This window comes from Dokdonia sp. Asnod3-C12, assembly GCF_045063975.1.
In the GTDB taxonomy this organism is placed as follows: Bacteria; Bacteroidota; Bacteroidia; order Flavobacteriales; family Flavobacteriaceae; genus Dokdonia.
Genome location: NZ_JBEFNY010000003.1, coordinates 3074337 through 3089149 on the forward strand (window position 1 = coordinate 3074337; position 14813 = coordinate 3089149).

Sequence of the window (14813 nt, forward strand, 5' to 3'; positions counted from 1 at the left end):
GTAAAAATTAAGCTAGATAGTTTTGAAATAGGCCTAGCAGCAGGATTAAAATCCAAAGTATTACTCGTATCCAATTATGATGTACAAGCTTTTGTAGATCCTTATTGGTATGTTCACTTTTTCCAATCCGATTGTGAATAGGCACAAATTGTATTGCTGTAGATATCCAAGTGGCTAGAACTAAAGTCAGGTGAATTCCACCTAGCAAATACTGTTGGTTTACAAATACTACGTAAATGGACAAAAGTAATTGTGCAAGCATCAATGGGCCAACAACCATAGCAATAGCTCCTGTGTATTTCTGATGCCAGCGCACTAAATCTTCAGTTTTGTAATACAGAAAACTGGGATAAATTGTAAGCTGTACCATAAGGATTAACACTACGAGACCAAAATCAATAAGAAGTTGAAAAAGGCTTAGAGCATCTATCATCATAGGTAGTTGTTATTTGCTTTTGAGAACGTGTAAAGCCTTATTAAAAATCTTTTCTATACGTTCTTCTTCGTTTGTGGAGTATATGCTCATAGTTTTTCCACAGTTGCTGTATAGCTTTATTTTCTTCCAGCTCAGGATTCGTCTCAACTTGAGTAATACCTCGCTTATTAAAAAGCTCTTGCATTTTCTGGAAGATTACCGCAGTAACTCCTTTATTCTGATATTCTGGATCAATACCTATGAGATAGAACGCAGCAGTGTCATTTCGCTTTTTCGCTTTAAGCAAGTGATAAAAACCAAAAGGAAATAAACTACCATTAGCTTTTTTGAGTGCTTCGTTAAAAGAGGGCATCGTAATCGCAAATGCAACTAGTTTCCCATCTTTATCTTGTACACACTTAATGAAATCCGGATGTATGTACTTGATATACTTTTCCTTGTAATGATCAATTTGGTACTGCTGTATGGGTACAAACGTACTCAGCTTGTCATACGTTTTGTTAAGTAAGCCAAACATTTCATTTACATATGGCTTTACATCTGCAGAGGTTTTAAACTCTAGCGGACTAAGTTCATAGCGCTTGGCAATAATATCGGCAAACTTCTTAATTTTTGGATTCTGCTTTTCTGGCGGATCGATCTGTATTTTAAACTCTACCCATTCGGCAGCTTTTTCAAAGCCTAGTTGCTCAAAATGATCTTTATAATAAGGAAAGTTATACCAGGTAATCATGGTATTCATATACTCATAACCTTCTACAAGTAATCCTGCTTTTTCCATGTTTGAAAACCCTACAGGTCCCTCAATAAACTCGAGGTTATTTTCTTTCCCAATCTCAGTAACCTTGGCAAGAAGTGCCTTTGTAACTTCTATATCGTCAATGGCGTCAAACCAACCAAAACGCATTTTAGGTTTTCCTTGTTCTTTAATTTCAATGGCATTAATGATTGCGCATATTCTTCCCACTACTTTCTCTTTTCCATTTTCCGCTTTCGCGAAAGCAAGAAAATAACGAGCTGTAGCATTTTTGAAAACTGGATTTTTTGCTGGATCCATACTATCTAGCTCATCTGCCACGATAGGAGGTACCCATTTAGGTTCATTTTTATATAGGGAAAATGGGAACTTCACAAATTGTTTAAGTTCTCTAGGGGTTGACATTTCCTTAAGAGTAATCATCGATTGCATTTAGGGGAGTTAGTTTGTATCGTTGCTTTGACCATCTGGATCTACAGCATCTTTACGTTTCTTTTTATTTATGCGCTTTGCTTGTCTTTTAGATGAACTGTTCTTATCATCAGCCGCATTTTTATCTTCTATAATTTCGTCTTTCTCGTGTAGGTCTAGTCGGTATGATAACCCTGCCGAAACGTTCCATCGAGTTGGTGTGTCCTTAAAATTTACAAGACCACCTAAGTCCACTTGTAAATCCTTTGTAATTAAATATGCCGCACCAGCTCTCACAATATAATCGGCGTATAAATCGCCATTTATAAGTTGATACTCTCCAAATCCAGCAAATTTCTCATTAAATGAATGCGTTAGAGTAGTAATCCATGAGTTTGTAGGAAATTCAGTGCCTACTCTGTCTAAGATTATGTTATTTACCCATACCCAGCGACCCCAGTTATTCTGTAACACTAAAGCAATGTTAGGACTAATCCCGTCTTCGCGTACGGTGTTAAATTGACTATTTGTAAAGTCAAAAACACCGGCGGCATAAACACTTACTGCTGGAATTAATGTTTTCCACTTGAAGCGGTTATTAGCATGGTAACTGTATAGATTTACCTCGTCTTTAGCGTATTTATAAGGATCATAGACTAAATATTTTGCTCCTATTTGTACCGTTTCAAGTCCAGATATAGGATCTAGTGGTGCAGAGCCAGAAGTAAAGGAAACCTCGTTACGTTGATAACGCATAAGTCCATTTAGTTCTAGATTTTCAAAAAACAAACCATATCTTAAATTAAGATTATAGCCTATTATATCTGTATCTGTTTGTAATAAGGAGTGGGTGTCGTTACCTATATCAAAACCTGTCTCTACTTGTAAAACTCGAGTACCTACACTAAAAGCACCTTGGGATTCTCCAGGTCTGTTTGAATTAATTGTCTCAGTATATTGAGCAGTAGCCGTAGCCACGAGTGCGAAGTATATAAAGACTGAGGTTAAAAAACGCAACGTATGCATAGGTTTGTAGGTTAGTATATCAAATATAGGAGAATTTATCTTTTTTTTAAGCTTATACGGGCTATTGTTGCGATTCATAATTACTAATTTTGTCTAAAAGCTATATTTATGCTCTTAGTTGCAGAAATTCCTAGTTTCCTAAAAACATTAGCCATCATATTGATGGTTTATTTTGGGTTGCGATTCTTAGGTAAATTACTTTGGCCTTATCTCGTAAAATACATTACTAAAAAAGCGGGACAGAAAATGGAAAACGCTTTTAAAGGTTTCCAGCAGCAAGCACAACAAACACAAAGACCAACAGCTCAAACTAAAGATGTGCCTAAAAAAGCGTCAAAAGTGGTAGGTGAGTATGTAGACTATGAAGAAATAGACTAATCTTCTTTTTGTCTACAATTCCTAAAAATTACGTTTCAATTTTTAAATTCTAGTTCGGTTTCAAGATTGTAAGGACTTATCTTCGCGCTATGTCTACACTTGTTCAAATAAACGTACTCCCACACAAAGCAGAAGATGATGATTACATCGCAGAAGTTGCCTTTAAAAAAGCGCGACTCAGAGCAGATGATGTAAGAGAATGGGATATACGCAAGCGATCTATAGATGCTCGCAAATCACCAGTGAAAGTCTCACTACAAATTGAATTTTGGAAAAATGGAGAAGAGCGTCCCCAGATTCCTCCTTTTGTACCCCAAGATGTTTCAAATGCAAAAGAAATAGCGATTATAGGTGCTGGTCCTGCGGGATTATATGCCGCACTGCGCGCTGTAGAAGGCGGATTAAAACCTATTGTTTTTGAAAGAGGAAAAGATGTACGTGCGCGAAGACGCGATCTAGCAGCTATCAACAAAGAACATATCGTAAATCCAGATTCTAACTACTGTTTTGGAGAAGGAGGAGCAGGAACATATTCTGACGGGAAGTTATATACACGTTCAAAAAAACGTGGTAACGTACTTAAAGCTCTTGAGTGGTTTGTACACTTTGGAGCGGTAGAAGATATCTTAGTAGATGCACATCCACATATAGGTACTAATAAATTACCTAAAATCATTACTGCGATGCGTGAAGCTATCATCCAGTATGGAGGCGAAGTGAGGTTTGATACAAAACTTACAGATCTCAAGATAGAAGATAGTGCCATTACAGCAATACAGGTGAATGATACCGATTGGCTTGATTTTGATAACGTGATACTTGCAACGGGCCATTCTGCTCGTGATATATTTTACTTACTTCATAAACGCAATATTAAGATAGAGGCAAAGCCTTTTGCAATAGGTGTTCGTATTGAGCATCAGCAAGAATTAATAGATGACATACAATACCATTCAGATGGTGATAATCCGTACTTACCGCCGGCTTCTTATAGCCTAGTACAACAGGTTGATGGGTTAGGAGTTTACTCTTTCTGTATGTGTCCTGGCGGAATTATAGCACCTTGTGCTACAGATCAAGAAGAGATTGTAACTAACGGTTGGAGTCCTTCTAAGCGTGATAACCCGTATGCAAATTCTGGTATTGTAGTTAGTGTTACCCCAGAAGATTTACCTAATTACAAAGAGGGAGACCCTTTTGTGTGTTTAGACTTTCAAAAGTCTGTAGAGCGTGCATGTTGGGAAGCTGCAGGTAAAACTCAAGCAGCACCCGCACAGCGCATGCGTGATTTTATAGACGGTCGCGTGTCTAAGGATTTTCCTAAAACTTCTTACCAACCAGGAATTGTGTCGGTAGATCTTAATAAGGTATTGCCAGATATGATAGCCAAAAGATTGAAGAAGGCGTTCTTAGGTTTTGGACGAAAGATGCAAGGTTATCTCACTAATGATGCTGTAATACACGCTCCAGAAAGTCGTACATCATCTCCAGTTTCTATTCCTCGCGATTGGGAAACACTTGAGCATGTAGAGATTAAGGGATTATATCCATGTGGTGAAGGTGCTGGATATGCTGGAGGGATTATTTCTGCGGCTATAGATGGTATCAACTGCGTAGATAAAATTGTTGCAAAACAAGAAGCGCAGCAGTAGATGCTGTTAAATATTGTTGACAATTAAATTATAAAATCGTCACTTAATTGTCGCTTCTAGTTGTGATACAACAATTGAAACTGCTATTTTTACGTAGTGAATGAGAATGTAAAAATTATTGAGTGTCCACGTGACGCGATGCAAGGTATAAAAGACTGGATTCCTACGGAGTCTAAGGTTCAATATATACAATCATTATTACGCTGTGGTTTTGACACCATAGACGTAGGAAGTTTTGTGTCGCCTAAGGCGATTCCTCAAATGAAGGATTCTGCAGAGGTTTTGCACAGTCTTGACCTCTCAAAGACAGATAGTAAGTTACTTTCTATTGTGGCAAACTTGCGTGGTGCTCAAGATGCCGTGCAGCATGAAATGGTAGATTATCTTGGTTATCCATTTTCTATCTCAGAGAACTTCCAGATGCGTAATACGCATAAAACTATCGCTCAATCTGTAGATTTATTGAAAGATATTATAGAACTCGCTTCTTCTAAGGATAAAGAGCTCGTTGTTTATATTTCCATGGGATTTGGTAATCCATATGGTGATCCATGGAATGTTGATATCGTAGGGGAGTGGGCAGAGAAGCTCAGCAGTATGGGAGTTAAAATACTTTCATTATCAGATACCGTTGGCACCTCAGATGCAGAGACGATAGATTATCTATTCTCTAATCTTATTAAGCGTTATCCAGAAGTGGAGTTTGGCGCGCACTTACACACAACGCCAACAACTTGGCATGAGAAGGTAGATGCAGCTTACAAAGCTGGTTGCCGTAGATTTGACGGTGCAATTCAAGGTTTTGGCGGTTGCCCTATGGCAGCAGATGATCTTACAGGCAACATGCCTACAGAAAAGCTCATTTCTTACTTTGCTTCGGTAAAAGCAAATGATAATGTGAACGCAATGAGCTTTGAAAGTAGCTATAATGAAGCCTTAAAAATCTTTCAGAAATATCACTAGGAGTATTTTTCTTGTTACGCTTTCGCGAAAGCGTACTTCAACAACCTATTATCTTATATAACCAGTAGTCCTGCTTCTCGCAAACTGAGCATAGCCTTAGAATACCAGAATAACTCAAAATTTTCTTGCGTTTCCTCATACGAAGATTTGAGTGCTGCGTAAGTTGGTAATTTATCTTGATGTGGACTCGCCGTTTCTAGCATGTCAATTAGCCAAAGTGCATCTTGAGTATCTATCGTAATTTGTGTAGTTCCCGTTTGATCCTGAAACGTAAGCTCTGTTAGTTCGCGCTTTTTCTTTTTAAAAGTCTTTTGCATAGGAGCAAAGCCAAGCCACAAAATTCTAGAGGTAGATTTTGTATTAAACTGCAATTCGTCTTGAAGGCTATCTTCTATCACATGTGGATGTATCGTTGTGCGAGGAACCTCAAAGTCAAACCACTCTTGCAAGCCCTCATCAAACCCTATTCCGTGCATGTAGTTGAATAGGGATTTCTTGAGTCCGTAGCTGAATTTGCTATGGTCAATGCCTGTTTTATCACTAAAGTCTACATCATTATTTGCAAAGGTAATCGCATTGTAATGTGGAGTTACTCCGTAGCTTTCTGGGTCTTTACCTACAGGGCTGTGCGTGGTAAGGGCAAATTGATGCCAGAATCCAGATTGTATAATGCCCAGCTCAAAAAGCTGGCGTACCATCTCAAGGCTATCTATCGTTTCTTGCTCCGTTTGAGTAGGATATCCATACATCAAGTAGGAGTGCACCATAATATCTGCTTCGGTAAAATTGAGTGTAACTTGAGCAACTTGTGCAACAGTCACTCCTTTATCAATAAGCTTTAATAGTCTATCTGAAGCGACTTCTAGTCCGCCAGAAACGGCAATACAGCCAGAAGCTTTGAGGAGTCTACATAAATCTTTAGTAAAGTTTTTCTCAAACCTAATGTTTGTCCACCAGGTGACAACTAGCTTGCGTTTGATGATTTCAAGCGCAAGCGCTTTCATCAATGCAGGTGGTGCGGCTTCATCTACAAAGTGGAAACCAGTTTCTCCTGTTTGCTCAATAAGTATTTCCATACGATCTACGAGAATACTCGCAGCGATGGGCTCGTAAATTTTTATATAATCTAACGAAATATCACAAAAGGTACATTTTCCCCAATAGCAACCATGCGCCATGGTAAGCTTATTCCAGCGACCATCACTCCACAAACTGTGCATAGGGTTTGCAATCTCAATCACAGAGACATACTGATCAAGCAATAAATCTGAGTAATCTGGAGTACCTAAGTATGCTTGTTTATAGTCTTGACGGAGCGTATTATTTTTATAAGTAACCGCACCATTTTCAAGAATGAATGTGCGCTTATAGGTAGGGTTTTCAACGTTTTGCACAACATCTTCTACGAGAAGTTCTACTGGGAGTTCGCCATCATCTAGCGTAATATAATCTATAAATTCAAAGACTCTCGTGTCTGTTAATTCTCGTAATTCTGTATTAGGAAAACCACCTCCCATAGCCACTTTGACTGTTGGGTAGTGTTCTTTAATCCACTGCCCACATCTAAAAGCACTGTATAGATTCCCTGGAAATGGAACGGAGAGTAACACTAGTTTTGGTACGCTTTCGCGAAAGCGTGCTTCTAAAATCTCTATAGTAATCTCATCTATAATAGTAAGGTCATCTTGTAGCGAGGTGTATAACTCATCAAAAGAGTTTGCGCTTTGACCTAAACGCTCTGCATAACGACTAAATCCAAAATTAGGATCAATACACTCTACAATAAAATCTGAGAGGTCTTCTAGAAAAAGAGTGGCAAGGTGTTTTGCTTTGTCTTGCATTCCCATCTCACCAAAAGCCCACTCCATATCATCTAGCTGATCAAATCGAGAAGCACGTGGTAAAAAGTTACCGGTGCATATTTGTCTTGCTAGGGTTTGATTATTTCCTTGTAAGAACAAGATCACATCATCAAGTAGCTTAACATAGGTATCTCGCATTGCATAGATACGCCTGCAATTATCTGAAACAATCGTGTCATGCTCGTGAGCAATCTCAAAAAGCCTTGTAAACTCCTTAGATGAAAATAGTTGCAAAATAACCTCTATACCAAGATCCATCTGGAATGACGAAATATCCTTAGTATTTAAAAACCCTTTAATATATGCCGTAGCAGGATAAGGGGTATTGAGTTGCGTAAATGGCGGAGTGATGAGTAAAATATCTTTCAAAAAGAATGCTTTTTCTAACGGGGCATAAAGATACTTGAATTACTCCACACTATTGATATGGGTAACGTGACACTTTAAAAGGAAGCCGACTTATTGCGGATTTTTCTCCATGTAGTTTTTGAGCATCCCGTTGGTCTTTTTTTGAATCGAGTTGCGCATAAATCCTGACCATCCTAATAAAACTCCTGGCAACCCAAGTGCTTGTTTGGTCCAGCTATACATGTCGAAAGTATCGTGATGTTCTATGATTTTGCCATCCTTAAATGTAAAGTTTGCAGTCACATGATTTACTACGGGACGTTTTTTTGGTCCGTACGGATAGTGGGCTGTCCACTGTGCGCTTCCAGTGTTGGCCGTGGTTTCAATTTTACTATAACTCACTTTATTAGCTCCTTTACCACGCTCGATAAGCATGTGCCACATGGCTTTTGCTTCTTTGCCATGTAAGGTTCCAAACGCAGGATCAGAAAAAATAATATCATCGTGATAGCAAGCAGTCATTCCTGCAGCATCCCCGTTAGTAAAAGCTTTGTAAAATGTTTCAATAAGAGTATTGTGGTTCATAAAGACTAGGCCTTGAGATATGTGTTAAAAAATGCTATCGTTCTATCCCAAGCGATCGTAGCTGCTTTCTCGTCAAATCGGGGAGTCGTGTTATTATGGAATCCATGATTTACACCTTCATAAAAGTGAGCCGTATGCGGAATATTATTTGCAGTAAGCACTTTTTCAAAAGCGGGCCATCCGGCATTTACGCGCTCGTCGAGTCCTCCGTATTGTAGTAGGAGTGGAGCTTTGATTTCGGCGGCTTGCTCATCATCTGGTTGTCTTCCATAGAACGGCACAGCTCCTGCAAGATCAGGTAGTAATACTGCCATCATATTTGAAACCCATCCTCCAAAACAAAAACCTACCACAGCAACTTTGCCATTACAATCACCGTGGTTTTTAAGATAGTGATAGGCAGCTATAAAATCTTCTAGCATTTCTAGACGGTCGCGTTTGCGTTGCATTGCTCTACCATCATCATCATTACCAGGATAACCACCCAGCGGACTTAAAGCATCTGGTGCTAGGGATAAAAATCCAGCTTTGGCAGTGCGTCTTCCTACATCTTCTATGTACGGATTGAGTCCTCTGTTTTCATGAACAACAATGACTCCAGGTAATTTGCCTGTTGCATTTGCAGGTTTTGAGTATAATCCTTTAATGCTTCCGCCACCTTTGGGAGAATCGTACTGAATGTAGTCGCTATCGATAGTAGGATCATCTTGCGCTACGGTTTGCGTAGTTTCATAATCTGGTGTCATAAAACTAAGTAGCGCAGGTAGCGTTACTGCTCCCACAGCAAATACAGATAAGCGTTCTATAAAGATTCTTCGGTCTATTTTATTATGTGCGTAGTCATCATAAAGATCAAAAACTCCTTGAGCAATATCTTCTTTTCTTAATGGTTTCATAGGCTTTTGGTCTTTTTAATATGTAACGCTTATTTCAAAAAAGAGATGGGTACACTTTCGCGAAAGCGCACCCATTATTTTAATTAATCCATTCCTCCTTTACGGGTAGGAGATCTAGGAGTAGGCCATTCTCTAGGCTCTCCAGAACGACGATCTATAGGTAATACCGCTCGCTCACGAGAAGTAAACTCTGGGTCTTCACTAGCCATGTACGTTAATATTGCTGTAAGAATTACGTTGTTACGTATATCATCAAAAACAATTTTATCATAGGTGTCACGGTTGGTATGCCACGTGTAGTTCCAGTATGACCAGTTAAGGCTGCTTAAGCTAAAACCTGGCGCACCAGCAGCTTGAAAGGAGGCATAATCAGATCCTCCTCGTGCGGGAGCTCCTGGAAATGTAGTCTCAATCTCATCTGTAATTTCATTTGGCACTGCATGAAGCCATCTACTAAGATAATCGTAGCTTCTTAAGAATCCGCCACCATTAAGGCGTACTACACGTCCAGTACCGTTATCTTGATTAAAAGATGCCTGTACCTTTGCTACAATCTCTGGATGATCTTCTACAAACGCTCTTGAGCCGTTAAGACCTTGCTCTTCACTTCCCCAGTGACCTACAAGAATAGTACGCTTTGGGTTAGGATAGATTTTCTTTAGAATACGCATAGCTTCCATCATTACTAACGTTCCTGTACCGTTGTCTGTTGCTCCTGTACCACCATCCCAAGAATCAAAATGCGCCGAAAGTATCACATACTCCTCTGGTTTTTCGGTTCCTTTTATCTCGGCAATAGTGTTGAATGCAGGTACCGCTCCAAGTTCTTTTGAAATGGCTGTGATATTGATTTTTGGTGTATGTCCAGACTCAGCAAGTCGATATAACATTCCATAATCTTCTAGTTCTAAATCTACGGTTGGGATTTTCTTCGTGCGGGCGCTAAAGATTTTATTCACGCCAAAACCTCTTGACCAGTTTGAAGTAACAATCCCAACAGCTCCAGCATTTTCTAGTGCTTCCGGGAGACCTCTACTCGTAAATCCTGTTCGTTGTATGTTATCATTCCATAGGTTAGAAAGTGAGTCGCGTTGTCTTTTCATTTTAGCAAAAGACTTTTCGGTTGCAAACTCTTCCCAGTTATAATCTGGTCGTCCTGTGATTTGTGGCATGGAAAGGAGTACAATTTTTCCTTTTACATTTTTAAGCCATCTTTCAAAATCCTTAGCATCTTTTACAGTAGGTAAAGTGATTACTTCTGCAGTAACTCCTTCTTTTGATGTGCTAGGATTCCATGCGAGTTGTGTACCGCGTAGACTTTGTACACGTGGTTCTAGCATGTCTATGTGTGAGATACCACGTTCCCAACCGCGCCATTCTCCGTATTTTTCATTTCTTGCTTCAATTCCCCAAGATTTGTATTGAGCTACTGCCCAATCATTGGCAGCTTGCATTTGTGGCGTTCCTACAAGTCTAGGGCCTAGTACGTCGGTAATCTCGTGTGCTAGCGTTTCTAGCTGTGAGTTTGTGGTGGCTTCTTTAATAAGCGCCTGAACGGTTGGGTTGTCCTTTTGGGCAAATAGCGAAGTACTTAATACAAGTCCTAGCGCTAGTGTGCTGTATTTTAATTTCATTTGGATTGGTTTTTAAGATGGTAAAAGTTACGAATGCATTTTAAATTAAGAGCAACATCATTCACAATAAAGCAATTACACGCTTGTTAATTAAAATTATGCAGAGTTTTATGATTAATTAGCTATTAGCAATGACCGTTTCTATACCATTTAAAACATGAGTAACTGTAAATGAATAGTCAGCGAGATTTGCTTTTAAGGTGGCTGTATCATTGTCCTGTTTCCATTTGATTTCCAGCTGACTTACATCTTCACTTTCTATGGTCATCGTCCCAGAAAAAGCCGCAGCGGTGTTACGTAAACGCAGTAAGTCCAGTTGTTTTAAGACCACAGCTTTTTCTAGTCCGCGATCAATATCTTCTTGCGTTAATGTTGTTCGGTTGATTTCTTTATGACCTCCAGTTCCAGCAGCGTCTGCCGCCTCATAATCATTCTTTCCTGCAAAAAGGTCTAAGTACCAAACCTGCGGTATTCCTGGCATAAATACTTGTAGTGCACGAGCGAGTAGGAGCTTGCGGTCATCTTCGCCCAAGGCGCTGTAAAACGTAGCATTTACTTGATAGTAGGAGATTTTGTTTCCTTCAGGATCATAGATATTCTTGACACGTCCACCACGATGCAAGATCGTTTCAATGATATGTTCAATTTCGGCGTCCTTTAGAAGTCCTGGATGGTTATTTCCTTGCGCATCTGTGATTCCTTTAAGGTCGAGTACGGGTATCCCATCGTGGCAACCTAGCATATTTACGGTTTTGTAACCTTTGGCAATAACTTCTTGTGCCCAATGTACAAAAGCCGCTGTGTTTCCAGTTTCTATGGTGTGAATAACAAGCCCTGGGAAGAAAAAATCATAGATTTGATAGCCTTCAGAAGCTACTTCGTCGTGTAGACCTAATCCGTATTCTGAGTGAATTTCTGGCAATAAAGTAAGATCATACTTTTGCGCAATCTGGTTGATACGCTCTAGGTACGTCCAGGTTCCAGGTTTATTGAAAAAGTTAGTTTGTCCCACTTCCTTATGTAAGTATGCAAAAGCATCTAGGCGTAATATTTTACATCCAAAATCGGCTACTTTTTTTAGTGTTTCATCATAAAAATCCCAAACCATTTCAGAATTCCCATTTACATCCATTTGCCCTAGGTAAGAACGTTGTTGCTCTATCATCTTTAAAAGCTCAGGGATGTGAGGTGTTACGCTTTCGCGAAAGCGTACTTCAGAAATATCATATCCACCAGCAATCGCATTATTTACAAGTGCTACCGTATCCTTTTTATCTTCTTCTGACAGTTCGTTTAAAGTTTCTAAATCTTCAATCGTTATCGCGTGATACGTAATTTGCTGATAAAAAGTGTTCCAGTATGCACGTTCTGTACCATCGGGAAATAACACCTTAAGCACAGGCAGGCCTGGCTTGCGCATGAAGAGTTTATCGAGATATTCCTTTTTTGGAACTGCTACGCCGTTTTTATAAGAAGCTGTGTTGTTCTCCCAAAAGGTATTCCAGTCAATAAAAAAGTCTTTGTAGATAGAGTTGTCACCGTTTTCTAGCATGTCTTTAAACTGTGGTGAGCCTACAGAAAGATGGTTAAGCACAATGTCAAACTTAAGCATGACATCTAGCTTTTTAAGAGCATCAAGATCATCTTGCGAGACAAGATCCGTATTGATGTTATAATCAACTATCGAAAATCCGCGGTCTAGGTCGCTATTAAAAAATGTAGGCAAGACGTAAAATAAGGAGAATACATCCTGTAATTCTGGACGTTGCAGTAAAGCTACGGTATCGCTTAGTTTGTTACCTATACTATCTGGGTATGCATTAAGCATTACCCCGTTGGGAATCTTAGACTTCATAGACGCAAATTAATTATGAAATCTAAAAATAGCGAAATTGATAGAAGAAAACGCTTTTATCAACCGCTTAGCGTAAAATTATTGGGCTCTACGCTGCGCTGCGATAATCTCGCCAACGGCTTGCCTATATTTTACAGGATTTCCTGCCTTTTTAATTGCCTTATACACCTTTTGCGGATTGTGAGTAGACTGAGAGAAAAACTCCCAGAAGCCTAGCATCTTCATCTTGATAGGCGTAGGGCCAGACAATGCAGCATCATACTGCTCGTAAATTGTATCGTGAAAAGCTCTAAAAGTTTCCCAGCGTTTTGCAGGATACTCCGTCGTATCTGCTTTGATCATGCTTGGTAAAAACGGATCTGCAATGAGACCTCTACCTATCATAAAATGCTCGATAGAAGGAAATAACTCTCGCATTTTTCTAAACTGCTCGACGCTTGTAATATCACCGTTGTAGTATAGAGTGTGTTTTGCAACGTCTATACATTTCTGGAAACTTTCAAGATCAACACCACCTTTATACAGCTGTTTACCAAGCCGTGCATGAATAGCCACATTTTTAAGCGGATATTTATCTAGCACTTTAAAAGATTCTAAAATCTCATTTGGGCTCTCATAACCTAGGCGCATTTTCATAGAGATGGTCACATTAGACTCGCTATGTGCGCGATCAAGAATATGATCAATTTTTTCTGTGTTACAGATAAGCCCAGAACCCATTCCGCTTTTTGTAACCATCGGGTAGGGGCAACCTAAGTTCCAGTTTAGCTCTGTGTAGCCTAGCGATTCTATATATTTAATCACAAACATAAACTCATCTGCGCTTGCCGTCATCACCTGTGGGATTACCTCAAGTGTCGTGTTTGCCGCAGGATCAAGGTCGCGTTGATAAGAACCCTTTATCGCCATCTTCCCGTTGAGACGTATGTAAGGCGCATAGTAGGTATCTATACCACCAAAAAATTGCTGTTGCGCATTACGGAATCTAAAGTCTGTAAAGCCTTGTAGCGGTGAGGAAAGAAGGGTATAGGGCATTGTTTGTATTTGGTAGCAAAGATAAATTTAAAAAGGATGGTATAACTTATGTTTTTTACGCTTTCGCGAAATGAATTCGGGACGAGTTTTGCGAGAGCGTACCTTTCTAAAACAAATCCTCTTTGTATCCTCCATATATTATGACTAGCTTCGGATGGTGATTCTAGCACCTTCCATCCCAGAAATTCAAAAGCATATTGATCATTATTGGATACTCAATGATGCAGGAATTTTATCACTTGGAAGTCCGTTTATGTATGCCTATCCTGGCATTACGCCAGATATGATTATTGTATTAGAAGGGCATTACACGATGACTTACATGGGAAAAACGTATCATTCTGATGCGAGTAGGCTTTTTAGCTTCATTCACGATCAGGTTTACCTTGATTTATCTGCTCTTAAGCGATGTATTATTGTGAAGTTTAAGTCACGTGGTCTCTCATCCTTACGTCCATTTTTACGGGCAGATGCGCAAACAATTATGCGTGACTCTGTGGCGTGCTTAGATGATGTTTTTGGCGTTGCAATTAACAACTTCATTAGCCATTTAGATACACTTCAAGCTCCTCAAGTTGTTATTGCGCTAGATGAGTGGTTTCTCAAGCAGTACAATAAGCAAGCAGAAGGTTTTGTGGTAGCAATGGCGCAAGAAATAAGCAGCACTTTTGATATGAAAACCATCATGGATGCTACGGGATATTCATATAGCACCATGGAACGTCATTTTAAAAAAGACACAGGGCTTACTCCTAAGCGGTTCCAGTCGTTGCAACGTTATAAACTTGCCTTACGAGAGTTGTACATCACTCGTAATAGCGACTGGCAGCATTATGTAGTCAAATATGGGTATTACGATCAGTCGCATTTTATCAAAGATATTAAGCGCTATACCTACCTCACTCCAGGGCAATTATTAAAAACCGCTGCCTTTATAAAAGTGCGACCTATGTAATTGTGACGAATTTTTACAAT

Annotated in this window: 13 protein-coding genes; 4 read left to right on the top strand and 9 right to left on the bottom strand. The window is 39.5% G+C overall.

Features of this window, described 5'->3' with window-relative positions; translation table 11 throughout:
- Positions 1 to 7: 7 nt before the first annotated feature.
- Genes ACJJVW_RS13920 through ACJJVW_RS13930 form a run of 3 tightly spaced genes read right to left on the bottom strand, consistent with a single transcriptional unit; the run spans position 8 to position 2708 of the window.
- On the bottom strand, positions 8 to 436 hold the full coding sequence (locus ACJJVW_RS13920) for a hypothetical protein (RefSeq protein ID WP_405252637.1): 429 nt from the start codon (positions 434 to 436) through the stop codon (positions 8 to 10).
- Positions 437 to 476: 40 nt separating this feature from the next.
- Positions 477 to 1616 carry a GNAT family N-acetyltransferase gene (locus ACJJVW_RS13925; protein ID WP_405253113.1) on the bottom strand — a complete coding sequence of 380 codons (1140 nt, stop codon included), beginning with the start codon at positions 1614 to 1616 and terminating at the stop codon, positions 477 to 479.
- A gap of 18 nt (positions 1617 to 1634) precedes the next feature.
- A complete protein-coding gene (locus tag ACJJVW_RS13930) occupies positions 1635 to 2708 on the bottom strand; it encodes a transporter (RefSeq protein WP_405252639.1) in 1074 nt (357 codons plus the stop codon).
- A 30-nt stretch (positions 2709 to 2738) separates the two neighbouring features.
- Between ACJJVW_RS13930 and ACJJVW_RS13935 the strand changes: the two genes are divergently transcribed.
- The 3 genes from ACJJVW_RS13935 (at position 2739) to ACJJVW_RS13945 (ending at position 5623) form a co-directional block, all read left to right on the top strand.
- On the top strand, positions 2739 to 3008 hold the full coding sequence (locus ACJJVW_RS13935) for a DUF4834 domain-containing protein (RefSeq protein WP_108878692.1): 270 nt from the start codon (positions 2739 to 2741) through the stop codon (positions 3006 to 3008).
- Between the two features lie 89 nt (positions 3009 to 3097).
- The gene (locus ACJJVW_RS13940) at positions 3098 to 4660 is read left to right on the top strand and encodes an NAD(P)/FAD-dependent oxidoreductase (RefSeq protein WP_405252641.1); all 1563 of its coding nucleotides are present in this window, start codon (positions 3098 to 3100) and stop codon (positions 4658 to 4660) included.
- A 138-nt stretch (positions 4661 to 4798) separates the two neighbouring features.
- Positions 4799 to 5623, top strand: coding sequence for a hydroxymethylglutaryl-CoA lyase (locus ACJJVW_RS13945; RefSeq protein ID WP_405252643.1), 825 nt, complete (start codon positions 4799 to 4801; stop codon positions 5621 to 5623).
- 53 nt (positions 5624 to 5676) lie between these two features.
- On the opposite strand, the gene ACJJVW_RS13950 is transcribed toward ACJJVW_RS13945, so the two are convergent.
- The 6 genes from ACJJVW_RS13950 to ACJJVW_RS13975 form a co-directional block, all read right to left on the bottom strand.
- Positions 5677 to 7854: a B12-binding domain-containing radical SAM protein gene (locus tag ACJJVW_RS13950; protein WP_405252645.1), complete on the bottom strand. Its 2178-nt coding sequence runs from the start codon at positions 7852 to 7854 to the stop codon at positions 5677 to 5679.
- A 90-nt stretch (positions 7855 to 7944) separates the two neighbouring features.
- Positions 7945 to 8418 (bottom strand): nuclear transport factor 2 family protein, encoded by a 474-nt coding sequence (locus ACJJVW_RS13955; protein ID WP_405252647.1) that lies wholly within the window; start codon positions 8416 to 8418, stop codon positions 7945 to 7947.
- Between the two features lie 5 nt (positions 8419 to 8423).
- Positions 8424 to 9314: a dienelactone hydrolase family protein gene (locus ACJJVW_RS13960; protein WP_405252649.1), complete on the bottom strand. Its 891-nt coding sequence runs from the start codon at positions 9312 to 9314 to the stop codon at positions 8424 to 8426.
- A gap of 83 nt (positions 9315 to 9397) precedes the next feature.
- Positions 9398 to 10948, bottom strand: a complete 1551-nt coding sequence (locus ACJJVW_RS13965; protein WP_405252651.1) for a M20/M25/M40 family metallo-hydrolase — start codon at positions 10946 to 10948, stop codon at positions 9398 to 9400.
- Between the two features lie 118 nt (positions 10949 to 11066).
- Positions 11067 to 12803, bottom strand: a complete 1737-nt coding sequence (locus tag ACJJVW_RS13970) for an alpha-amylase family glycosyl hydrolase (protein ID WP_405252653.1) — start codon at positions 12801 to 12803, stop codon at positions 11067 to 11069.
- Between the two features lie 78 nt (positions 12804 to 12881).
- Positions 12882 to 13838 carry a tRNA dihydrouridine synthase gene (locus ACJJVW_RS13975; protein WP_379953118.1) on the bottom strand — a complete coding sequence of 319 codons (957 nt, stop codon included), beginning with the start codon at positions 13836 to 13838 and terminating at the stop codon, positions 12882 to 12884.
- A 154-nt stretch (positions 13839 to 13992) separates the two neighbouring features.
- Here ACJJVW_RS13975 and ACJJVW_RS13980 point away from each other — a divergent pair, with 154 nt between their 5' ends.
- Positions 13993 to 14793: a helix-turn-helix domain-containing protein gene (locus ACJJVW_RS13980; protein ID WP_405252655.1), complete on the top strand. Its 801-nt coding sequence runs from the start codon at positions 13993 to 13995 to the stop codon at positions 14791 to 14793.
- Positions 14794 to 14813: the final 20 nt, after the last annotated feature.

What these genes read in the sequence shown, in the direction of transcription:
- ACJJVW_RS13970 (WP_405252653.1), bottom strand. Translation starts at nt 12,803, where the DNA reads ATGAAGTCTAAGATTCCCAACGGGGTAATGCTTAATGCATACCCAGAT.
- ACJJVW_RS13960 (WP_405252649.1), bottom strand. Translation starts at nt 9,314, where the DNA reads ATGAAACCATTAAGAAAAGAAGATATTGCTCAAGGAGTTTTTGATCTT.
- ACJJVW_RS13935 (WP_108878692.1), top strand. Translation starts at nt 2,739, where the DNA reads ATGCTCTTAGTTGCAGAAATTCCTAGTTTCCTAAAAACATTAGCCATC.
- ACJJVW_RS13975 (WP_379953118.1), bottom strand. Translation starts at nt 13,838, where the DNA reads ATGCCCTATACCCTTCTTTCCTCACCGCTACAAGGCTTTACAGACTTT.
- ACJJVW_RS13980 (WP_405252655.1), top strand. Translation starts at nt 13,993, where the DNA reads ATGGTGATTCTAGCACCTTCCATCCCAGAAATTCAAAAGCATATTGAT.
- ACJJVW_RS13930 (WP_405252639.1), bottom strand. Translation starts at nt 2,708, where the DNA reads ATGAATCGCAACAATAGCCCGTATAAGCTTAAAAAAAAGATAAATTCT.
- ACJJVW_RS13925 (WP_405253113.1), bottom strand. Translation starts at nt 1,616, where the DNA reads ATGATTACTCTTAAGGAAATGTCAACCCCTAGAGAACTTAAACAATTT.
- ACJJVW_RS13965 (WP_405252651.1), bottom strand. Translation starts at nt 10,948, where the DNA reads ATGAAATTAAAATACAGCACACTAGCGCTAGGACTTGTATTAAGTACT.
- ACJJVW_RS13940 (WP_405252641.1), top strand. Translation starts at nt 3,098, where the DNA reads ATGTCTACACTTGTTCAAATAAACGTACTCCCACACAAAGCAGAAGAT.
- ACJJVW_RS13955 (WP_405252647.1), bottom strand. Translation starts at nt 8,418, where the DNA reads ATGAACCACAATACTCTTATTGAAACATTTTACAAAGCTTTTACTAAC.
- ACJJVW_RS13945 (WP_405252643.1), top strand. Translation starts at nt 4,799, where the DNA reads ATGCAAGGTATAAAAGACTGGATTCCTACGGAGTCTAAGGTTCAATAT.
- ACJJVW_RS13920 (WP_405252637.1), bottom strand. Translation starts at nt 436, where the DNA reads ATGATGATAGATGCTCTAAGCCTTTTTCAACTTCTTATTGATTTTGGT.